Below are 21,904 nucleotides of genomic sequence, written 5' to 3'. Positions count from 1 at the left end.
CGGCCCCCGCGCCCAGGTCGCGTGCGTCCCGCTCACCTATCATCGGGGACGTGACGATCACCAACGGCCACACGGTCCCGCTCGCCCCTCCGCGTGTGCACGCGGCGCGTGGGCGACTGCGTGACGAGCCGGTCGCCGGTCCGAAGAAGGTGCTGCTCGCGGCACCCCGCGGCTACTGCGCCGGGGTCGACCGGGCGGTGGTGGCGGTCGAGAAGGCGCTCGAGCAGTACGGCGAGCCCGTCTACGTCCGCAAGCAGATCGTCCACAACGTCCACGTCGTGTCGACCCTCGAGCAGCGCGGTGCGGTGTTCGTCGACGACGTCGCCGAGGTCCCGCGCGGTTCGCACGTGGTGTTCAGCGCCCACGGCGTCTCACCCGCCGTCGTGGCCGGTGCCGCCGACCGCGACCTGCACGCCATCGACGCCACCTGCCCCCTGGTCACCAAGGTCCACCGCGAGGCCACCCGGTTCGCCAAGGCCGAGCGGACCATCATCCTGATCGGGCACACCGGCCACGAAGAGGTCGAGGGCACGATGGGCCACGCCCCCGACCGCACGATCCTGGTCAACGGCCCGGACGACGTCGCCGCGCTCGACGTCCCCGACCCCGACAACCTCGTCTGGTTGTCGCAGACCACGCTGAGCGTCGACGAGACGATGGAGACCGTCCGCCTGCTGCGCGAGAAGTACCCGACCATCCAGGATCCGCCGTCCGACGACATCTGCTACGCCACCCAGAACCGCCAGGTCGCGATCAAGAAGGTCGCCCCGGGCACCGACCTGGTGATCGTCGTCGGCTCCGCGAACTCGTCGAACAGCGTGCGTCTGGTCGAGGTCGCCCTGGAGCACGGGGCGAAGGCCGCGCACCGCGTCGACTACGCGGAAGAGATCCGCCAGGAGTGGCTCGACGGCGTCGCCACCGTCGGCGTCACGAGCGGCGCGTCCGTCCCCGAAGAGCTCGTCGCCGAGGTCCTCGAGCAACTCGCCGACGCCGGGTACGGCGCCGTGGAAGAAGTCGTGACCGCACACGAAGACCTGATGTTCTCGCTCCCCAAGGAGCTCCGCACCGACGCGTCGGGCAACCCGACGCGCGCGCTCGGCGGGCGTCGGGCATGAGCGGCGCGGACGGCTGGGGCTCGGTGCCGCAGCGCGAGCCGGGTCACGTCGACGACACGGCGGCAGCCGGCCAGGAGGCCCGGGGCACGTCCCCGACGACGGCCGCCGGTGCCGTCAGCGGCCGGGTCCACGGCCGGCCCGCCCCCGCGTACGGCGAGTACGCGCCAGAGGGATGGGTCAACCCGGTCCTGGTCGAACAGGAACGTCAGGAGCGCGAGCAGCAGGAGCGCGACCGTCGCCAGCAGGCGGCGAGCCAGGCCGGGCAGGACGGCGCGACCGCGTACCGGTCGGGTGCCGGTGCGCCGACCGGCACCGTGCCTCCAGGCCGACCCGGCGCAGCCGGCGACCCGACCACGGGCGGGTCGCAGCGGTCCGCGTCGACGAGCCGGTTCGGACGCACGCCCGCCGACTTCGTCCTGACGGTCGGGCTGCTCGCCTTCGGACTCATCTCCGTGGTGCAGTCCCTCGCGGTGACCAACGTCGCGTCGACGGTGCGTCGGACCCTCGAGACGCAGTACACGGCGCTGAACGACCCGAGTGCACTGAGCGGTGCCGCGATCATCGGGGCGATCACGAACGTCGTGGTCTTCGCGCTCGTGGCGTGGTGGTCGATCCGCCGGCTCCGGGCACGCAAGCGCACGTTCTGGGTGCCGATCGTCGGTGCGGTCGTGGCCACCTTCGTGAGCACGATCGCGTTCGTCGTCGTGGTGTTCCAAGACCCGCAGTTCGTCGAGTTCATGATGCGCCAGGCCGGCGCCTGACCCTCGGACCGCCTGACCGCCAGGCTGCTCGCGGCGCTGGCATCCGCGCGTCGAGTGGTCGCAACACGCCGCGCGCCCGCCGTCGAGCGGTCACGAAGTGTCGTCGGGCGCCGGGGCCCCCGACAGTTCGTGACCACTCGGTCCTGCGCGCGCGGGGAGTCGCGACCACCCCGGCCCGCGGACGCCGGGCAGGGCTCAGCATGCCAGGGCTCAGCCTGCCAGGAACGCCGCGACGGCGCCGTGCAGTGACGCCAGGTCCTCGACGTGCACGAGCTCGCGGATCGAGTGCATCGACAGCAGCCCGACGCCGATGTCGATCGTCGGGATCCCGAGCCGGGTCGCCGCGATCGGGCCGATGGTCGAGCCACCGGGGATCGTGTTGACGTTGACGAACGGCTGCCACGACACCCCGGCGGTGTCGCACGCGGCGGCCCAGACGGCCTCGCCCTTGGCCTCGGTCATGTAGCGCTGGTTCGCGCTGATCTTCAGCAGCGGACCGGCGCCGGGGCGCGGACGGTTCGTCGGGTCGTGCTTCTCCGGCTGGTTCGGGTGCACCAGGTGCCCGGCGTCGCTCGACAGCAGCCACGAGGCGCGGAACGCCCGAGCGGCCTCGGAGCGGGTGGCGCCGAGACCCTCCTGCACGCGGCCGAGGACGTCCTCGAGGAACGGGCCACCGGCACCGGACGGGGTCGAGGAGCCGATCTCCTCGTGGTCGAACGCCGCGAACACGGGGATGTGGTCACCGTCGGCCGGAGCGTCCACGATGCCGCGGAGTCCGGCGTGCACGCTCGTCAGGTTGTCCATCCGGCCCGACGCCAGGAACTCGCGCTCGATGCCGATGCGGGCGGGGGCCTGGGTGTCGGCGAGGAAGAGGTCCCACGACACGGCATCGTCTCCGAGGCGAGCGCGCAACCACTCCACGACCGAGGTCCCTCCGGCGTCGCCGTCCACCCCGACGATCGGCAGCGTGTGGCGTTGGCGGTCGATCTCCTTGCCGTCGTTCACCCCGCGGTCGAGGTGGATCGCGAGGTTCGGGATGCGGGCGACCGCGTCGGTGCTGACGAGCCGCACGCTGCCGTCGGCGTCGACGACCCGGCCGGCGATGCGCAGGTCGCGGTCGAACCACGTCGACAGGAGCGCGCCGCCGTAGACCTCGACGTTCAGCTGCTCCCACCCGCCGGTGCGGACTCCGGGGTTCGGCTTGATCCGGAACCCGGGGGAGTCGGTGTGTGCGCCGAGGATCCGGAACGGGGTCGTCGCCGGTGCACCCTCCGGCAGGCGCCACGCGATGACCGCACCGTCGCGGACCACGACGTACGCGCCGGGTTCGGTCGGCCAGGCGTCGAGCTCGGACAGCTCGGTGAACCCGGCTGCGACGAGACGGTCGCGGGAGGCCGCTGCCGCGTGGAACGCGGTGGGCGACTCGGTGACGAACTGGGCGAACTCGGAGGCGATGGCGTCGACGGTCACCTGCCCATCGTGGCATGCGGTGGAGGCGGCCGGACGCAGAACGGGGCACGTCCGTCGGACGCGCCCCGTTCCTCCTGGCAGTTGCTCCCGGTGTCAGCCCTTGGTGTGACCGGCGGAACCGAGCACCTTCGCGGCCTCGCCCACGCGAGCCGCCATGGCGGACTCGGCGACCTTGCCCCAGGCGCGGGGGTCGTACTGCTTCTTGTTGCCGACCTCGCCGTCGATCTTCAGGACGCCCTCGTAGTTCCGGAACATCGAGTCGGCGATCGAGCGCGTGAACGCGTACTGCGTGTCCGTGTCGATGTTCATCTTGATGACGCCGTTGCGGACGGCCTCGTGGATCTCGTCGTCGGTCGAGCCGGAGCCGCCGTGGAAGACGAGGTCGAGGGGGTTCTCGCCGGTGCCGTGCTTGGCCGCGACCGAGGCCTGGATCTCGCCGAGCAGCTCGGGGCGGAGCTTGACGTTGCCCGGCTTGTAGACGCCGTGCACGTTGCCGAAGGTGAGCGCGGCGATCCAGCGCCCCTTGTCGCCCAGGCCGAGTGCGTCGACGACCTTCTCGACGTCGTTCGGGGTCGTGTACAGGGCGTCGTTCGTGCCCTCGTGCTCGACGCCGTCCTCTTCGCCGCCGACGACGCCGATCTCGACCTCGAGGATCGCGTTGATGTTCCGCGTCTTCTCGAGCATGGTCTTCGCGATCTCGATGTTCTCGTCGAGCGGCACGGCCGAGCCGTCCCACATGTGCGACTGGAAGATCGGGTTGCGCCCGGCGCGGACTTCTTCCTCGCTCGCCGCGATGAGCGGCAGGACGAAGCCGTCGAGGGCGTCCTTCGGGCAGTGGTCGGTGTGCAGCGCAACCGTGATGTCGTAGTTCTTCGCGACCTCGTGGGCGAACTTCGCCATCGCGAGGGCACCGGCGGCACGGTTCTTGATCGTCTGGCCGGCGAAGTAGTCGGCACCGCCCGTCGTGACCTGGAGGATGCCGTCCGAACCGGACTCCTGCAGGCCCTGGAGGACCGCGTTGATGGTCTGCGACGAGGACACGTTGACCGCGGGGTACGCGAACTTGCCCGCCTTCGCGCGTTCGATCATCTCGGCGTACTGTTCCGGCGTTGCGATGGGCACGTGGATCTCCTTCGACTTCGGTGATGTCCCCGCCGATCGTAGTCAGAAGCTCTGGAGGCGCGGTGCGGGTTACGCGGTCGGCTCGCGTCAGTCGTGCACATGCGTGCACGGGCCCGGTGTCCGGACCGCCGGTCGGCCGCCGGTCGGTAGGCTCGGGTCGTGACTCCCTCTACGGAAACCGGCTCCCTGTTCCTCCAGCCCGACCGCAACCTGGCCCTCGAGCTCGTGCGTGCGACGGAGGCCGCCGCGATCCGTGCGCAGCCGTGGGTCGGGCGTGGTGAGAAGAACCTCGCCGACGGTGCGGCCGTCGACGCGATGCGCAAGTTCCTCGGCACGGTGAACTTCGACGGCGTCGTCGTCATCGGTGAGGGCGAGAAGGACAACGCCCCGATGCTCTACAACGGCGAGCACGTCGGCAACGGCCACGGCCCGGCCTGCGACATCGCGGTCGACCCGATCGACGGCACCTCGCTCACCGCCGCCGGCCGTCAGAACGCCATCTCCGTCATGGCCGTCTCGGACCGCGGTTCGATGTACGACCCCTCCGCCGTGTTCTACATGGACAAGATCGCCGCCGGCCCCGAGGGTCGCGGGGTCCTGGACCTCGAGAAGCCGATCGGTGAGAACATCCGCGCGCTGGCGAAGGCCAAGGGCAAGGACCTCGAGGACATGGTCGTGGCCGTGCTCGACCGTCCCCGTCACGACGAGCTGATCCGTGCGATCCGTGCGACCGGCGCCGGGACGCGTCTGCTGCTCGACGGTGACGTCGCCGGTGGCATCGCCGCCGCGCTGCCCGGCTCGACGATCGACATGTGCGTCGGTGTCGGTGGCACTCCCGAGGGCATCATCACGGCGTGCGCGATCAAGGCGCTCGGCGGCGTGATCCTCGGCAAGCTCCAGCCCAAGGACGACGAGGAGCGCGAGCGCGCCATCGCCGCCGGCCACGACCTGGACAAGGTCCTCGACCAGGACGACCTGGTCACGGGTGACAACACGTTCTTCGTCGCCACCGGCGTCACCGACGGCGTCCTGGTCGACGGTGTCCGTCGCTCGCGCGGTGTCATCCACACCGACTCGCTCGTGCTGCGGTCGCGCTCGAACACCATCCGCCGCATCCAGGCGGACCACCGTGCGGAGAAGTGGTTCTAGGCCGGACGATCGTCCGCCGCTTCGGGGCGTCGCCGGTCTTCCGGCGGCGCCCCGTTGTACGAGCCCTTGCGTAGGCTCGACGCATGACTGCGACAACGGCACGGATCGTCGGACTGGACACCGCGGGCATCCGCACGCTGCACGCGGAGGCGGACGGCACGGCCGACCGGCTGCCGCACGTCGTGCCGGTGGCGCCCGACCTCGGCGTGATCCTGGCGGACGAGGACGGTGCGATCCTCACCGCGCCGGCGCTCGCCGAGATGGGCTGGGCGGACGACGACGTCCTGCGTGCAGCCGTCGCCGCCGCGCAGGAGCAGGCCGGAGGCGACGTCGCGGTGATCCAGCCCGGAACGATCGTCATCCAGGACCCCGACCTCGCCGTGGTGCTCGTACTCGCACCGCAGGCGTTCCAGGGCATCGAGTTCCGCGGCAGCGCAGTGGTCTTCCCGGTCGCGCCGACGACGTTCATCGTCACCGGCGACCAGGACGAGGACGGGCTCCAGGTCGCGGCCGGTGTCGCCCAGCAGATCCTGGCCGACGACGAGGGCGAGGTCCTGAGCGGACCGCCCATGGTGCTGCGCGGTGACGGGTGGGTGCGGTTCGAGCACCCGTCGCTCGACGGGGAACTGCGGACGATCCGAGCGCTGTGGACGTCGACGGTCGCGAACCTGCAGCAGGACGACCTCCAGGCGTCGTTCGATCGCCGGGGCGAGGAAGTGCACGTCGCTGCGGTGTCGGTTGCGCGGCTCGCCGAGGACTCCCCGGCCTTCTCGTACTCGTCGTGGACCCAGGACGTCGAGACGATCGTCGCCGCGGTCGACACCGTGGTGCTCGTCACACTCGACGGCCAGACGCAGCCCGTGCCCTTCGGTCGGCTCCGGGAGTTGGCGACCGACCTGATCGACGAGCTCGACGTCCGCCCCGCCCGGTACCGGCTCCGAGGGTTCCCCGACCTCGATGCCATCCGCGCAGCCCTCTGACGCGGCCGCGTCGGTGGCACTCGTCCCCGTCGCTGCCCCCTGATATGGTCACACTCGCGCGCTTGTGGACAACGGCGCGAGAGATCGGACCTGGGGAGGAATGATGGGGCGACCGTCGGGGTGGGACGTTGTCGATCAGGGTGATGATCCGGTCAAGGGTGATCCGTCGACGTTGCGGATGATGGCGCGGGAGTACCAGCGCATCTCCGACGCGGCCGATGACGCCTCGACGCGGTTGCAGTCGGTGAAGGGGTCTGGGTGGCTGACCGACTGGGAGGGTGAGGCCGCTGATGTGTTCGTCGACGCGATCGAGGACACCCCGTCGGACTTGACCAAGCTCGTCGATTCGTACGAGCTCGCCGCGACGGCGTTGTCGGGGTGGGCTGACACGGTCGATGACACCCAGTACCGGGCCGATGGTGCGTTGGCGGATGCGAAGGACGCCACCGGGGACCTCGCCGCGGCGCAGGACCGGTTGGCGGATGCGCAGTCGACGTTGTCGCACTACGAGTCGACGTCGAAGGACCTGTCGAAGGTCGCGGACGAGTACCCGGCAGGTTCCGACGTGCCGGACGGGGTGAATGTTCCCTCGCTGGCGCAGTTGCGGGCAGCGTCCGACAACGCGTCCGTCGCGCAGGGGTCGGTGTCGTCGGCGCAGGGGGACATCTCGGCGGCGCAGTCGCGGATCGATGCGGCGAAGCGGCTCGTGGCGGATGCGAAGGGTGACTGGCAGGACGCGGAGCAGCGGACCGCGACGAAGATCGGCGAAGCTGCGGACGCGGGGCTCGGGAAGCAGTCCACGTGGGACAAGATCTTCGGGTCCGAGGCATGGGAGACCATCGTCTCGGTGGCGAAGGTCGTCGTGGCGGTGGGTGGGATCATCGCGATGATCATCCCGGGGCCGTGGACGTTGATCATCGCGGCGATCGCGCTCGTGGTGTTGGCGGACACGTTGTACAAGATGAGCAAGGGCGAAGCCGACGGGTGGGACCTCGCGTTCTCCCTGCTCGACTGCGTCCCCGCAGCCGGCGCACTGGGGCGGTTGGCGAGTTTGGGCAAGTACGCGAGAGGCATGGGTGGGATCTCTCGCGCAGGCGGCCGGGTCCTCGCCGCGGGAAGATCGGTCATCGGGAAGGCCAAGTCTGCCGTTCCGTTCGGGCGTCGGGTCGAACTGCCCCTCGGCGTCAGGGTCAACCCGAACGGGCGGACCCTGGCACGGACCGCGACCAAGGACGAGAAGGCTGCCTTCGGAGAGCAGCAGATGCACGACCTCTACGCTCGCTCCGGCTTCGACCGGATCGACACGAAGGGCAGCACCAGTGCCAACGGGCTCGACGGTGTCTACTTCAACAAGAAGACCGGCGAGTACGAGATCGGCGAGGCGAAGTTCTCGAAGCACGATGATGCTGCTCCGAACAGCCTGTTGAAGAACACGAAACTGAGCGGGCGTCAGCTGAGTGATCAGTGGATCGACTCTCCAGCAGGGCGGGATGCCTTGACTCGTTTGGAACGAGCCGTGGACGAGCGCCACTTCGACGCGGTCCAGAAGCTGCTCGACGAGGGGAAGCTCCCCCGAAGTGTCGTCGTCGTCGGACATGATGGAGGTTCAACACGATTCATGGTCGATACGGGTGGAAAGGTGATCCCCTGATGCCGCTTTTCCGGCGCAAGACTGCACTCCGGCAGCGGGCCGCCGAGTTCGATGCGCGATACTGGCAGAGCGCCATCGAGGTGACCTCGACCAATTGGGAAGGACGCAAGGCTGCCGCGCAGCGAGCAACCGATCCCACGAAGCGCTTGAGCGCCGTTCGTGGCGAGTGGCACATGGGCCTCCGCTACCTGGCCGCGCAGTACTCCGCGGGCGTCGGCCTGGACGTCATCGGAGATGTCGCTGAATCGGTGGCGGATGCGTACTGCACGTGGGTCGACCTAGCGTCCTCCGACCAGAAGCCGTCGCCCAGCCTCGGCGACGGAAACGAGTACTACATCAGTGTGCTGCGGCTTCTCGGCATCACGATGGGCTGTGGCCGGACGACTCATGCGCGGACGGTCCTCGAGACGGTGGTTCGGCAGGGGGCGGACCCGCTGTTCTCGGCGCTTGCGTCTGCGACCGGACTTCAGCACTCCTGGGATCAGAACAAGCATTCGACGCCGAGGTTCGCGCGGCCCCTGCTCACGGCGCTCGAGCAGCCAGTCGAAGCCAGCCATGCCATCGAGACGTATCTCGCAGACTGGCCATCACGGATGAAACCGATGGATTGGATGGGGTCGCTGGAAGCAGTCGCCCCGGGCGACAGCTACGGTGCGGGATTCGTCGGGTATTGGGCGCTGGAACTGCCGGCGATCGCGAAAGCGACCGACATGCACCTCGTTGAGATGAAATCGCCCTTCCTGCCGCTCGATCTCCTGTAAGAGGAGGGACCCTCCGGACCACATCTGAAATGGCCTACCAGACGGCTCGACGCCGGTGGCGTCATCGCTAGATGCCGCCGTTCACCGACGCGTCACTGACCGTGTGCTGCGCTTTGCTCTGGCGTGCGGTGGGTTGCTCGAGGCCGGACAGTGCGACAGCGCAGAATGACGTGCCTGCCCCAGCTATACGAGTGGAAGTGGAACTCCTCTGGTGAGGGGGCTCGTGGCGTTGTCTTTGGGACCAGGGCGGGTACCGATCCAGTCGGCCAGCATGATCGGAATGGCGTTGCGTTTCTCGACGGACAGTCAGGAACGTTTGCCAAGTTGGAGAACTTCGATCAACTCTTCCTACTCAAGACACGGTGATTTTGCATGCGAACTCTGAAGGATGCTCAGGACGAATTTGCGAAGGGAGTGCGCGCTGACGAAGACCTTATTTGGGATAGGGGATGGATCGAGACCGACGATTGGTGGATCGTTCTGTACAACAGCCGAGAGTATTACGAGACACAAAACCCATTGGTCAGCCTATCTGGGAATGCCCCCTTTGTTGTACCAAAAGACGGCATTGCCTGTTTTGCTCTTCAAACGAACACATCGGTTGAATCACAAATAGAGGAACGGGGTCAGCGGGTCATCAGTCGGTCTCGATGAAGCCAGTTCGGCTCGAGTGTAGAAGAACGAGGTGACGGTCGAGGGTCGTACCCGTAGCCTTTCTAGCTGGAACTCTTTGCGATTGCTCCGGATTCCGTTGACCGCTGGTCGGGTAGCAGGGCAAGGCGGGAACTGATCAAGCGCCAATCTGAATTGATCCGACGATCTGCCAAGTCTCACACTGATTTTCCGGTGCAGGGGCCGAGTACACGAACCGCATCAATCGTTGACGGCAAAAGAGGTTGAATGCTTCACGAGGCGTGGCCACGCCGAGCCCAGAACGCTGGGGGCGCTGAGGGTCGGATAAAGTCGCAAGGCGCGAATTGGTTGAAAGCGAATCCAGATGGGTCTCACGACCCCCGAAGCTCACCGGAGGACCACAGTGAGGGAACATCGACTAACAACCGTCGAGGAACGGCAAGTCGAGGCGCGCTTGATTGCGCCCGAGGGATTTCAGTACCCCGAGCGCTTCCAACGCGCCCTTGCACAAGACCCGCTTCCCGACATTGATCCCTTCATGTGGACGTCTGAGTACGAGAACCAGACAAAGAACTGGGTTGACATCGTTGGCGAGCAGTATCCGGCCCGTTCCCTCGTACCCTTCGCAAAGCACCAGGACACTGACGATGTGTTCTGCTTTGACGGTGGCGACCATTCGGGCGACCCTCCCGTGCTGATCATCCATACGTTTGCTTCGCCTGGGACGGAGTACCGGGGGCAGTGGACGTCCTTCGACGTCTGGTGGGAGGAGATGGAGGAGTATCGAGCAGCGTGGCTCGCGGAGCAGGAAGAGGACTGAGACATGCCCCGTAGGGACACGTCGATCAGCAAGGCGATGTCGCACGCGTTGCGGCACGAACCGGGTGCGTACGGGCTGGAACTCGGTGCCGACGGGAGCGTCCCGCTCGCAGATCTTGCCGACGCTTTGGAGCGGTCGGGCATTCAGGCATCGTTGGAAGATCTGCGCCGAGTGGTCGCCGAGTCCGATAAGCAGCGCTTCGCCGTCGAAGGCGACCGGATCCGTGCTCAGTACGGGCACTCGACGGACGAGCGCATCGTGAAGCCGTCGATCGTTCCGCAGCCGGTGCTCTGGCACGCAACTTCCCCCGCTGCGGCTGAGTCGATCCTGCGCGACGGGCTCTTGCCGATGGGGCGCCAGTACGCGCATCTGACGACCGATCGCGAGCTGGCGATACAGGCGGGGCGGCGCAAGTCCACCGCTCCCGTCCTGTTGCGAATCGATGCAGCTCGAGCGCACCTGGAGGGCGTGGAGTTCTCGGAGGGCCACGACCGGGTGACCCTCGCCTTGCTCGTTCCCGCGCGGTACATCTCGGCGGAATGACGCGCCTGACTCAGCCGCGCGAGTAGCGGGGCTCCTGCATTGCTGGGGCGATGCGCTCGAGACGGTCACCCGTCGAACGGATCGATCTCTCAGTCTCCCCCGAGTGCGAGGGGGGCGACAGCAGTCTCGTCTCATCAGACGTGAGACTGCTCGGAAGAAGCGCAGATCCGACCAGCTGGGCTTGCAGTCGGCTGGCGTGGACGTCCTGGATAGCATCATCCGATGAGCACGGCGATGGACAGTTCTGCGTTCTGGGATGCGATCGTCGCGGACGATCCGCAGGCGATCACGAGGATCGCGTCGGAAGGCTTCGAAGTGTCCTCAGCATCACGCGCCAATGCCGACGCCCTCACGCCCCTCCACTTCGCGGCTCAGGCCGGTGCGGTGCATGCGATGCGAGCACTCCTGGACCTCGGGGTGGAGGTGGACTCGCCGGACCATTGGGGGACGACGCCGCTGCAGCTCGCAGTGACGAACTCAGGCGACGGCGGACTTGATCCGGTCGCCGTCTTGCTCGACGTCGGCGCTGATCCGTGCCATGTCAACGACCTTGGTGCGACCCCACTGAGCTATGCCCGAATCTTGGGGGACGCACCCGCCGGGCTCATCACCATGCTGCAGCAGGATCGGGTGTTCGAGGATGATGAGGCGGGCGTATCGGTCGTGTTCGAGGCCGCTACGCATGGGTCCCTCATCGACATCCAGTCAGCAATTCGTGCCGATGCGGCTCTGCTCAACTCTGCCGTGGCTGGAGAGACTCCGCTCCGACTGCTCGTACGACGTTCTCTCCCCGTGCGACCGAATCGATCGAACCCACATCCGGTCTCCGTGGACGACGCGGTGGCTGGCGCCAGTGCAATGCTGAGTGCTGGAGCGAAGGCCAGATTGGTCGGTGCAGACGGCTTCACCGCTCAAGGGCTGGCACGAGCGTTCCTGGCGCCGAAGCCGTTGATCAAGGTGCTCGATCGTGCGGCTAAGCTCGAGCGGAGGCAGACGGCGTGAATGATCTAGAGGCATTCAATTGACTGAAGTACGGCTCGACGAGAGCGTGGATCGCGTCGGCGCTCGATATGTGCCCAGAAACTTTCCCCCCGCACTGGCTGACGCACGTTGGCGCGGTGCTTCTTTCAATGCCGGGGGTGATTGATGTTCAGATTCGGTAGAGCCGAGAACTCGAGGACGATCGAAGAACCCGTGATCGAGCACGGATACCTCTACATGCAGAAGTGGAATCACTTCACCCGAACACCGGATCCGAGAGGATTCCTGAGCGAGCAAGACTGTCGCGGGCGTTGGCGCCAGCATCAGGATGACCAGATGGACTGGTTCACTGTGGTCCCCGCCGAACCGAGCGTCGGCACCTTCGTCAGGCGGGACGATGGCGGCTTTGCAATCGATCCCTCATCTGCTGTGCCGTCCTGGACCATGGAGGTCACGCCTCGGGGCGGTATTGCCGTTGACGGGCCAGCTTTCCAAGTGTTCGTTTGGGACGCAAACAATCGCAACGTGACCCTTGGCACGTATTCGAACCGGTGGGGCGGACAGCTGTTCCTCAGCGAAGTGATCTACAAGATCTTCCCCGAACCTGATGACTTCAGGCCGAAGGAGCGTGCACTGGCCAACAAGCCCCTGTTCTCCAATCAATTGCACCTGTCTCCGAACGGTGAGGGGCAGCGCACGCGGATCGACCACTCCAAACAGACAAAAGACTTGGAGCAGTTCCACGGAGTCGACGTCGAGCCGAACTGGGCGAACACGCCGGATTTTGGTGATTGGGAAGCGTTGTCGAAGAAGGTCCTCGAGGGTAACCCCCTCATCTGATTGATGAGCTGACCAGGCAGAATGACCGATGGCCTTCTCGTCGCGAAAGAACACGTGTGGGACCGCAACGCCGAGGCCGTCCGCGCGCTCCCGGGTCCTCCGACTCATGAGCCGCCGCCCCGACGGTGATCCTGTCGCGTTCAGGAGACCGACGCGTCGTCCTCGTCCGCCCACAGCGGGTCGCTGACCGTCCGGGGCAGTGGCGCTCCCGGCGACGCAGGCCACGGCAACCGCGTGACCGGCCAGTTCGAGGCGAAGAGCTCGCGCCGCCCGGCATCGAACTCCTGCACCGTCTTGAGCTCGTCGTAGACCAGGGCGTACGCGGCCCGCAGGTTGTCGAAGTAGTCTTCCCACGAGTCGAACAGGGTGAAGGCGGCATCGGAGACCAGGTCGATCGACGACCAGGCATCGTCCTCGCTCAGGAGCCCGGCGGCGTACGCACCTCTGACGGCGGTGACCGCGTTCTTGACGTCCATCGACCAGAGCAGTTTCGGCGGGCGGTCCGCTCGGCGTTCGAGCAGGCTCGACCCTGCCCACGGGTCGGTGCCGAGCAGTGAGGACAGCCGGGTGAGCCGGGTCTCACCCTCGGCGGATCGGCTCAACGCGAGGAACTGCCACGACACGCTCTTCGGGCCGAGCAGGTCGACGGCGAAGGCCTGTGCGTCCCGCCCGCTTGCGATCTTGTAGGTCTCGTCGAGTTCGCGGCGCAGGAACGTCAGCGGGGGCAGGGGTATGGTCACGAAGGGCGACGGCGTGGTGTCCTGCAGGTACTCGCCGCCGAGCTCCACCCGCGAACCGTACGGGGCGAGCGACGCCGGCCACCATCCGTCGTGGAAGTCGCCGAACGAGGCGAGGGCCAGCTGCTGCAGTCGGCGGACGGGCAGCTCGCGGGCACCGGTGCGCTCCCGGTACCGCCGCTGTTCCCGCACCGGCAGCCCGATGTCACGGAGCGAGGTGATGAAGGTCAGCACGAACCACACGACGACGGCGATCAGGAAGCAGCGCCACACCGCCTGGATGCCGTACCCGAAGTGCGCCCGGACGTCGTACGGACCGGCTGTGGCGGCGACGAGGGCGACGAAGAACGCGACGATCGCGATCGCCATGATGATCCACGCTGCGGCGCGGTCCCGTCGTCGCCCGGTCTGCTTCCGCGCCTTGGCGACCATCGCCCGGTGCCGCCAGCGTGGACGGACCGGGAACTCGCGGTCGCCGGGATGGTTCTGCAGTGCTTCCCCCATGACGATCGATCGTAGCGAGCGGCTCAGTCCTCGTCGACGGCGCCGACGAGCTCCGGCGCCGTGAGCAGCCGTGGCTCGTCCTCGATCGACGACGGGTCGGCGATGACCTTCGACTCGTCGAGCAGCGACAGCCGACGGGCGCTCGGCAGCACCTGGCGCTCGAGGGACCCGACGAACCGGTTGTAGTCGACGACGGAGCCCCGGATCGAGCGGCCGAGCTTGTCGACGTGCCCGGCCATCGTGGACAGCCGGCCGTAGAGCTCGCGGGAGACCTTGAAGAGCTCGTGGGCCTCTTGCGAGACGACGTCCTGCTGCCACGAGAACGCCACGGTCTTGAGCACGGACCACAGGGTCACGGGCGACGCGAGGGCGATGCGCTTGCGGAACGCGTGGTCGAGCAGGCCGGGGTCGGCGGCGAGGGCACTCGAGATGAGCGACTCGGACGGGATGAAGGCGACGGTGAGCTCGGGGGAGGCGTCGTACCCGGTCCAGTACTCGCGCGCGGCCAGGGCGTCGACGTGCGCGCGAAGCGCCTTGACGTGCTGCCCGATGAGCGCGTCGCGCCGAGCCCCCTCGGCGCCGGTGGCGGTCGACGGGATCTCGACGGCCTGCAGGTAGGCGCTGAACGGCACCTTGGCGTCGACGGCGATGGTCTTGCCGCCGGGCAGGTGCACGACCATGTCGGGCCGGGCGGTGCCGACCGAGGTGGTGACCGAGGACTGCACGTCGAAGTCGACCCGTTCGAGCAACCCGGCCGCCTCGACCACGTTGCGCAGCTGCGTCTCGCCCCACACGCCGCGGGTGCTGTTCGACGACAGGGCGCTGGCCAGGGTGTCGGCCGTGGCGCGCAGGCGTTCCTCGGACTCGGCGGCCGACCGGAGCTGGGCGGACAGGGCGCCGTACTGCTCGCTGCGGGACTGCTCGAGCTCGGCGATCTTCGTGCGCATGACGTCGAGGGTCTGCGCGACGGGGCTGAGGGCGGACAGCACCTTCGATTCGTTCTGGTTCCGGGCCGAGTCCGCGCCGTGCATGCGCTGCACGAGGTGCTCGAGCTCGGCCGAGCGCCGTTCGAGGGAGTCGACCTGTCGGCGGTACTGGGCGTCCTGCGCGTCGAGGCGTTCCTCGGCGTCGCGGCGGACCTCGTCGAGCCGTGTGCGGAGTGCCTCGGCGCTCGCGCGCGACGCGGCGGCGTCGACGCCGGCGCGCGACCGCGCGAGCGACCAGGCGACGACCGCACCGACGGCGATGCCGATCACGAGACCGATGACCAGGGCGAGGATCTGCATGTCGTGACCTTGGCAGGACCCACCGACACCGGGCCTCCCGGCACACCGACGCGGCCACGCGCCCGGCGGGACAAGCCCCGAAAACCATGTCATGACATTAGGGCAAACACGGTGTACAGTCGTGAACGTCCGCCGATGAAGCCGCACGGAAGGTCCACCACGTCGCATGACGAACCCCGCTCCCCACGCCTACGACGTGATCACGATGGGACGCGTCAGCGTCGACATCTACCCGCAGCAGACCGGCCCGCTCGAAGACGTCACGACGTTCTCGAAGTCCGTCGGCGGCAGCGCGACCAACGTCGCCATCGCCGCAGCGCGCCACGGTGCCGACGCCGCGGTCATCACCCGCACCGGCAACGACCCCTTCGGCCGGTACATCGCCCGCACCCTGCCGGAGTTCGGCGTCGCGAACGCCTTCGTCGAGACGGTCGAGGGGCTGAACACCCCCGTCGCGTTCTGCGAGATCTTCCCGCCGGACGACTTCCCGCTGTACTTCTACCGTGCCCCGAAGGCGCCGGACCTGATGATCACGGCGAAGTCGCTGCCGCTGCACGAGATCGAGCGGGCGAAGATCTTCTGGACCACGGTGACCGGCCTGAGCGAAGAGCCGAGTCGGCAGGCACACCACGTCGCGTACGAAGCGCGCACAGCCGCGCAGAACAGCACGAAGAACCACACCGTCTTGGACCTGGACTACCGCTCGATGTTCTGGTCGAGCCCCGAGGCCGCGACGCGCGAGGTCGCCGTCGCCCTCGAACACGCCACGGTCGCCGTCGGCAACCGCGAGGAGTGCGAGGTCGCCGTCGGTGAGACCGACCCGGTCCGTGCGGCCGACGCCCTGCTCGAGCGCGGCGTCGAGATCGCCATCGTCAAGCAGGGCCCCAAGGGCGTGCTGGCGAAGACCCGCGACGAGTTCGTCGAGTTCCGCCCGCACCACATCGACGTCGTCAACGGGCTCGGCTCCGGTGACGGCTTCGGCGGCGCGCTGACCCACGGCCTGCTGCAGGGCTGGGGCCTCGAACGGATCCTCGCCTTCTGCAACGCCGCCGGCGCCATCGTCGCGACCCGGTTCGAGTGCTCGACGGCGATGCCCACGAGCGACGAGATCGAGTCGTTCATCGCCAGCAACCCCGCCGACGGCACGAACCACACGAGCACGGGCGCGACCAACACCGAGGAGAAGACCCATGCCTGAGATCAGCCCCGCTGACTTCCAGCGCCTCCGGGACATCCGCGCCGGACAGCCCGAACTGGTGCAGTCCGTGCTCGACGCTCGGCACAAGCGCTCCCTGCTCGCCGACGACGGCAAGCTCTTCATCGTCGCCGCCGACCACCCGGCACGCGGCGCCCTGGCGGTCCGGAACGACGAGTCCGCCATGGCCGACCGCTACGACCTGCTCGAGCGGCTCGTCACGGCGCTCGGTCGCCCCGGGGTCGACGGGGTGCTCGGGACGCCCGACATCCTCGAGGACCTGGCACTGCTCGGCGCCCTCGACGGCAAGGTCGTCGTCGGGTCGATGAACCGCGGCGGGCTGCGCGGCGCGACGTTCGAGATGGACGACCGCTACACCGCGTACTCGGCGCAGGCCATCAAGGACTCCGGACTCGACTTCGCCAAGCTCCTGGTGCGCATCGCGCTCGAGGACGCGGGCACGGCCCCGACGCTCGAGGCCACGGCCCGCGCCGTCAGCGAGGCCGCCGCACTCCAGCTGCCGATCATGCTCGAGCCGTTCATGTCCGCGTGGCAGGACGGCCGGGTCGTGAACGACCTGACCGCCGACGCCGTCATCACCTCGATGGCGATCGCCGCGGGCCTGGGGGAGTCCAGCGCCTACAGCTGGCTCAAGATCCCGGTCGTCGACGACATGGAGCGGGTGATGGCGGCGACGACGCTGCCGACGCTCCTGCTCGGTGGCGACCCGTCGAGCAAGCCGCTCGAGACGTACGCCAAGTGGGCCGATGCCCTGGCCCTGCCCGGCGTGCGCGGCCTGGTCGTCGGCCGGACCCTGCTCTACCCGCCGGACGGCGACGTCGCCACCGCGGTCGACGTGGCCGCCGGCCTCGTCCACACCGGGAGCGCCGGCACCGCGAACGCCGGCACCACGCACGAACAAGCCACCACACTCGAAGGAAGCAACGCATGACCACCACGGAGACCGCCACCACCACCGTCGGCCACTGGATCGGCGGCAAGCACGTCGAGTCCGCGTCGGGCAACAGCGCCCCCGTGTACGACCCGGCCCTGGGCGTCGCGACGAAGCAGGTCGCCCTGGCGAACGAGGATGAGATCCAGGCCGCCATCGCGAGCGCCAAGGCGGCGTTCCCGGCGTGGAGCAACCTGTCGCTCACCAAGCGCCAGCAGATCCTGTTCTCGTTCCGCGAGATCCTGAACCGCGACAAGGGCGAGCTCGCCGAGATCATCACGAGCGAGCACGGCAAGGTCATCGACGACGCCCTGGGCGAGATCGCCCGTGGGCAGGAGGTCGTGGAGCTCGCGACGAACATCCCGAGCCTGCTCAAGGGCGAGTTCTCCGACCAGGTCTCGACCGGCATCGACGTCTACTCGATCCGGCAGCCGCTCGGCGTCGTGGGGATCATCAGCCCCTTCAACTTCCCGGCGATGGTGCCGCTGTGGTTCCTGCCGATCGCGATCGCCGCCGGCAACACCGTCGTGCTGAAGCCGTCCGAGAAGGACCCGAGCGCCGCCATCTGGCTCGCCGAGAAGTTCTCCGAGGCCGGTCTCCCCGACGGTGTCTTCAACGTCCTCAACGGCGACAAGCTGAGCGTCGACGGCCTGCTCACGAGCCCCGATGTCGAGTCGATCTCGTTCGTCGGTTCGACGCCGATCGCGCAGTACGTCTACGAGACCGGCACGAAGCACGGCAAGCGCGTGCAGGCCCTGGGCGGCGCGAAGAACCACATGCTGGTGCTGCCGGACGCCGACCTCGACCTTGTCGCTGACAACGCCATCAACGCGGGCTTCGGCTCCGCCGGTGAGCGCTGCATGGCGATCTCGGTCGTCGTCGCCGTCGAGCCGGTGGCCGACGAGCTCATCCAGAAGATCAAGGACCGCGCGGCCACACTGCGCATCGGCGACGGTCGTCGCGGATGCGACATGGGCCCGCTCGTCACGAAGCAGCACCGTGACAAGGTCGCCTCGTACATCGAGGTCGCAGAGCAGGACGGTGCGGTGGTTGTGGTGGACGGCCGCACCGTCCGACCCGACGGCGACGAGAACGGCTTCTGGCTGGGCCCGACGCTGATCGACCAGGTCCCCACCACGAGCCGCGTCTACACCGAGGAGATCTTCGGCCCGGTGCTGAGCGTCGTCCGGGTCGCCACGTACGAAGAGGGCCTCGAGCTCATCAACTCGGGTGCGTACGGCAACGGGACCGCCATCTTCACCAACGACGGCGGCGCTGCCCGTCGATTCCAGCGCGACGTGCAGGTCGGCATGATCGGCATCAACGTCCCGATCCCCGTGCCGGTCGCGTACTTCTCGTTCGGCGGCTGGAAGAACTCGCTGTTCGGTGACCACAAGGCGTACGGTGCCGACGGCGTGAGCTTCTTCACCCGCCAGAAGGCGATCACGAGCCGCTGGCTCGACCCGTCGCACGGCGGCATCAACCTCGGCTTCCCGTCGAACAACTGAGCCGCAGCATGGCGAACGAACAGCACGAGCACGACCAGTGGTTCATCCCGAAGGGGAGCCGGCCGGAGGCCGGCTGGACCGACGTCGTCGACGGCCGCATCGCAGGATGGGCGCACACCGGGCTCCGGACCGGCACCCTGACGGACGGTGACCCGACCGGTACGCGCGAGTTGCGCCTCCCGGCCGACGCCGTGGAGCGCATCGTCGTGCCGCTCGCCGGGTCGTTCCACGTGACCTACGCGGGCGCCGCCGGGGACGGCGAGCAGGCCCTGCAGGGGCGCGCGAACGTCTTCGAGGGCCCCACCGACGTCCTGTACCTCGGATCGGGCACCGCGGCGACGATCACCGGCGCGGGCCGGTTCGCGGTCGCCGAGGCGCCCACCGACACCGTCAAGCCGACCACGTACGTGGCCCGGCAGGACGTGCCGGTGGAGCTCCGCGGTGCCGGGCAGTCCAGCCGCCAGGTGCACAACTTCGGCACCCCGGCGGCCCTCGACGCCGACAAGTTCATCGTGTGCGAGGTGATCACGCCGGCCGGCAACTGGTCGTCGTACCCGCCGCACAAGCACGACACGAACGTGCCGGGCGAGGAGTCGAACCTCGAGGAGATCTACTACTACGAGTCCGCGGTCGCACGCGGTGTCTCGGCTCCGGCCACCGCCGACCCGTTCGCACTGCACCGCACGTACGCCTCGGACGACCGTCCGATCGACGAGTTCCGCGAAGTGCGCACCGGCGACGTCGCGCTGGTGCCACACGGTTGGCACGGTCCCGCCGTCGCCGCCCCCGGCTACGACATGTACTACCTCAACGTGATGGCCGGGCCCGACCCGGAGCGCGTCTGGAACATCACCGACGACCCGGCCCACGGCTGGGTCCGCCAGGCCTGGGCGAGCGAGCAGCTCGACCCGCGCCTGCCCTACGAAAGGAAGCACGCGTGACCACCAACACGCGCCGGATGACCGTCGGCCAGGCACTCGTCGAGTTCCTGGCCAACCAGTGGACCGTCGACGGCGACGTCCGCGAACGCACCATCCCGGGGATCTTCGGCATCTTCGGGCACGGCAACGTCGCCGGCGTCGGACAGGCCATCAAGCAGCTCCACGTCGAACAGCCCGGCCTGCTGCCGTACCACCAGGCCCGAAACGAGCAGGCGATGGTGCACGAGGCCGTCGGCTTCGCCCGCATGCACCGCCGCCGTGCGACCTTCGCCGCGACGGCGTCGGTCGGCCCGGGCGCCGCGAACATGCTCACCGCCGCTGCGCTCGCGACGACGAACCGCCTGCCCGCTCTGCTGCTGCCGTCGGACACGTTCGCGACACGGACCACCGACCCGGTGCTCCAGCAGATCGAGCTGCCGCACGACACCTCGATCCAGGTGACGGACGCGTTCCGTCCGCTGTCGCGCTACTTCGACCGCGTCGAGCGCCCCGAACAGCTGTTCTCGATCGCCCTCGCCGCGATGCGCGTGCTCACCGACCCGGCCGAGACCGGTGCCGTGACGATCGCCCTGCCCGAGGACGTGCAGGCCGAGGAGTTCGACGTCCCCGTCGCGTTCCTGCAGCCGCGCGAGTGGCACATCCGTCGGCCGCTGCCCGAGCACGGGCCGCTGGCGCGTGCGGTCGCCGCGATCCGGGGCGCGCAGCGTCCGGTGATCGTCGCGGGCGGTGGCGTGCTGTACTCCGGCGCGGAGCACGAGCTCGCCGCCTTCGTCGAGGCCACCGGCATCCCGGTCGGTACCTCGCAGGCCGGCGGCGGCTCGCTCGTCTGGGACCACCCGCAGTACCTCGGTGGCATCGGCGCGACCGGCACGGCCGCCGCGAACGCGGTCGCCGCGCAGGCGGACGTCGTGATCGGGATCGGCACGCGGTACAGCGACTTCACGACCGCGTCGCGGACCGCGTTCCAGAACCCGGACGTCACGTTCGTGAACGTCAACGTGGCCGCGTTCGACGCGTACAAGCACGGTTCGCAGCTGCCGCTGATCGCGGATGCCCGGGAGGCCCTGGTCGCGTTGACCGCGGCGCTCGCGTCGTCCGGGTCGTCACCCGCAGAGCCCGCGTTCGTCGTCGACGCCGCCTACGCTGCGGAGATCGCGTCGCTGAAGGCGGCGTGGGACGCAGCCGTCGACGGCGCGTTCGCGCCGTCCGGCGCCGCCCTGCCCGGTCAGCCGGAGATCATCGGCGCCGTGCAGTCGGTGTCCGACCCGCGCGACGTCGTCATCCAGGCGGCCGGCTCGCTGCCCGGCGACCTGCACAAGCTCTGGCGCGTGCAGGACGCCCTCGGCTACCACGTCGAGTACGCGTTCTCGTGCATGGGCTACGAGATCGCCGGCGGCATCGGCGTCCGTCGTGGCGCCCCGGACCGCGACGCGATCGTCATGGTCGGCGACGGCAGCTACCTCATGCTGCACACCGAGCTCGTCACCGCCGTGGCCGAGGGCATCAAGATCATCGTCGTGCTCATCCAGAACCACGGGTACGCGTCGATCGGGCACCTGTCCGAGACCGTCGGGTCCGAGCGCTACGGCACGAAGTACCGCTACCTGGACGAGACGCAGTCGTTCGACAACGGCGACCCGCTGCCGGTCGACCTCGCGGCGAACGCGCGGTCGTACGGCGTCGACGTGATCGAGGTCCAGCCCGGCCCGGACAGCATCGAGGACCTCAAGGCCGCGGTGCGCCAGGCGAAGGCGAACGACCACACCACCCTCGTGCACATCAACTCGGACCCGCTGGTCTACGCCCCCGAGGGCGACGGCTGGTGGGACGTGCCGGTGGCGCAGACCTCGACGCTGTCGAGCACGCAGACCGCCCGCGCCGAGTACGAGCAGCAGGTCGCCGCACAGCGCCCGCTGCTCGGCTGAGCACCACCGTCCACCACACGCACCACACCC

Annotated in this window: 20 protein-coding genes; 16 read left to right on the top strand and 4 right to left on the bottom strand. The window is 68.5% G+C overall.

Annotated elements, in window-relative coordinates:
• The first annotated feature begins 50 nt into the window (after positions 1-50).
• Together EDF53_RS14290 and EDF53_RS14285 are read left to right on the top strand one after the other, a co-directional pair.
• Positions 51-1,115, top strand: coding sequence for a 4-hydroxy-3-methylbut-2-enyl diphosphate reductase (locus tag EDF53_RS14290; RefSeq protein WP_395873674.1), 1,065 nt, complete (start codon positions 51-53; stop codon positions 1,113-1,115).
• A complete protein-coding gene (locus tag EDF53_RS14285; RefSeq protein WP_123294163.1) occupies positions 1,112-1,876 on the top strand; it encodes a DUF6264 family protein in 765 nt (254 codons plus the stop codon). The genes EDF53_RS14290 and EDF53_RS14285 overlap by 4 nt, the downstream gene beginning before the upstream one ends.
• Before the next feature lie 210 nt (positions 1,877-2,086).
• Here EDF53_RS14285 and EDF53_RS14280 read toward each other — a convergent pair whose 3' ends face one another.
• Together EDF53_RS14280 and fbaA are read right to left on the bottom strand one after the other, a co-directional pair.
• A complete protein-coding gene (locus EDF53_RS14280) occupies positions 2,087-3,346 on the bottom strand; it encodes a M18 family aminopeptidase (protein ID WP_123294162.1) in 1,260 nt (419 codons plus the stop codon).
• 93 nt (positions 3,347-3,439) lie between these two features.
• Positions 3,440-4,468 carry a class II fructose-bisphosphate aldolase gene (gene fbaA / locus EDF53_RS14275; RefSeq protein ID WP_123294161.1) on the bottom strand — a complete coding sequence of 343 codons (1,029 nt, stop codon included), beginning with the start codon at positions 4,466-4,468 and terminating at the stop codon, positions 3,440-3,442.
• A 159-nt stretch (positions 4,469-4,627) separates the two neighbouring features.
• Here fbaA and glpX point away from each other — a divergent pair, with 159 nt between their 5' ends.
• The 9 genes from glpX (at position 4,628) to EDF53_RS14230 (ending at position 12,826) form a co-directional block, all read left to right on the top strand.
• Entirely contained in the window at positions 4,628-5,617 is a 990-nt protein-coding gene (glpX, locus tag EDF53_RS14270; RefSeq protein ID WP_111084799.1) for a class II fructose-bisphosphatase, read from the top strand.
• 83 nt (positions 5,618-5,700) lie between these two features.
• Positions 5,701-6,597: a hypothetical protein gene (locus EDF53_RS14265; RefSeq protein WP_123294160.1), complete on the top strand. Its 897-nt coding sequence runs from the start codon at positions 5,701-5,703 to the stop codon at positions 6,595-6,597.
• A gap of 100 nt (positions 6,598-6,697) precedes the next feature.
• Positions 6,698-8,248, top strand: a complete 1,551-nt coding sequence (locus EDF53_RS14260; protein ID WP_395873670.1) for a putative T7SS-secreted protein — start codon at positions 6,698-6,700, stop codon at positions 8,246-8,248.
• On the top strand, positions 8,248-9,009 hold the full coding sequence (locus EDF53_RS14255; protein ID WP_123294158.1) for a PoNe immunity protein domain-containing protein: 762 nt from the start codon (positions 8,248-8,250) through the stop codon (positions 9,007-9,009). The genes EDF53_RS14260 and EDF53_RS14255 overlap by 1 nt, the downstream gene beginning before the upstream one ends.
• 372 nt (positions 9,010-9,381) lie before the next feature.
• A complete protein-coding gene (locus tag EDF53_RS19845; RefSeq protein ID WP_123294157.1) occupies positions 9,382-9,663 on the top strand; it encodes a YrhB domain-containing protein in 282 nt (93 codons plus the stop codon).
• Between the two features lie 343 nt (positions 9,664-10,006).
• Positions 10,007-10,462 carry an SMI1/KNR4 family protein gene (locus tag EDF53_RS14245; protein ID WP_131845300.1) on the top strand — a complete coding sequence of 152 codons (456 nt, stop codon included), beginning with the start codon at positions 10,007-10,009 and terminating at the stop codon, positions 10,460-10,462.
• A gap of 3 nt (positions 10,463-10,465) precedes the next feature.
• On the top strand, positions 10,466-11,005 hold the full coding sequence (locus tag EDF53_RS14240; RefSeq protein WP_123294155.1) for an RNA 2'-phosphotransferase: 540 nt from the start codon (positions 10,466-10,468) through the stop codon (positions 11,003-11,005).
• A 222-nt stretch (positions 11,006-11,227) separates the two neighbouring features.
• Positions 11,228-12,007: an ankyrin repeat domain-containing protein gene (locus tag EDF53_RS14235; RefSeq protein WP_123294154.1), complete on the top strand. Its 780-nt coding sequence runs from the start codon at positions 11,228-11,230 to the stop codon at positions 12,005-12,007.
• Positions 12,008-12,199: 192 nt separating this feature from the next.
• On the top strand, positions 12,200-12,826 hold the full coding sequence (locus EDF53_RS14230; protein ID WP_123294153.1) for a hypothetical protein: 627 nt from the start codon (positions 12,200-12,202) through the stop codon (positions 12,824-12,826).
• Between the two features lie 140 nt (positions 12,827-12,966).
• Here EDF53_RS14230 and EDF53_RS19430 read toward each other — a convergent pair whose 3' ends face one another.
• Together EDF53_RS19430 and EDF53_RS14215 are read right to left on the bottom strand one after the other, a co-directional pair.
• Positions 12,967-14,067: a DUF1266 domain-containing protein gene (locus tag EDF53_RS19430; protein ID WP_165901321.1), complete on the bottom strand. Its 1,101-nt coding sequence runs from the start codon at positions 14,065-14,067 to the stop codon at positions 12,967-12,969.
• A 23-nt stretch (positions 14,068-14,090) separates the two neighbouring features.
• Positions 14,091-15,353 (bottom strand): DNA recombination protein RmuC, encoded by a 1,263-nt coding sequence (locus EDF53_RS14215; RefSeq protein WP_123294150.1) that lies wholly within the window; start codon positions 15,351-15,353, stop codon positions 14,091-14,093.
• 166 nt (positions 15,354-15,519) lie between these two features.
• Here EDF53_RS14215 and iolC point away from each other — a divergent pair, with 166 nt between their 5' ends.
• The 5 genes from iolC to iolD are packed head-to-tail and all read left to right on the top strand — an operon-like array spanning position 15,520 to position 21,874.
• A complete protein-coding gene (gene iolC, locus EDF53_RS14210) occupies positions 15,520-16,551 on the top strand; it encodes a 5-dehydro-2-deoxygluconokinase (RefSeq protein ID WP_123294149.1) in 1,032 nt (343 codons plus the stop codon).
• Positions 16,544-17,500: a class I fructose-bisphosphate aldolase gene (locus EDF53_RS14205; RefSeq protein WP_221181218.1), complete on the top strand. Its 957-nt coding sequence runs from the start codon at positions 16,544-16,546 to the stop codon at positions 17,498-17,500. Before iolC ends, EDF53_RS14205 begins: the two co-directional genes overlap by 8 nt.
• Positions 17,497-19,008, top strand: coding sequence for a CoA-acylating methylmalonate-semialdehyde dehydrogenase (locus EDF53_RS14200; protein WP_173169470.1), 1,512 nt, complete (start codon positions 17,497-17,499; stop codon positions 19,006-19,008). The genes EDF53_RS14205 and EDF53_RS14200 overlap by 4 nt, the downstream gene beginning before the upstream one ends.
• Positions 19,009-19,016: 8 nt before the next feature.
• Positions 19,017-19,949 (top strand): 5-deoxy-glucuronate isomerase, encoded by a 933-nt coding sequence (gene iolB / locus EDF53_RS14195; protein WP_123294148.1) that lies wholly within the window; start codon positions 19,017-19,019, stop codon positions 19,947-19,949.
• Between the two features lie 17 nt (positions 19,950-19,966).
• Complete coding sequence (gene iolD / locus EDF53_RS14190; RefSeq protein ID WP_123294212.1) at positions 19,967-21,874, top strand: 3D-(3,5/4)-trihydroxycyclohexane-1,2-dione acylhydrolase (decyclizing); 1,908 nt, start codon at positions 19,967-19,969, stop codon at positions 21,872-21,874.
• Positions 21,875-21,904: the final 30 nt, after the last annotated feature.

This window comes from Curtobacterium sp. PhB78 (assembly GCF_003751685.1).
Lineage (GTDB): Bacteria > Actinomycetota > Actinomycetes > Actinomycetales > Microbacteriaceae > Curtobacterium.
Note: the sequence above shows the minus strand (reverse complement) of the source record. Positions and strands in the feature narration are given on the sequence as shown.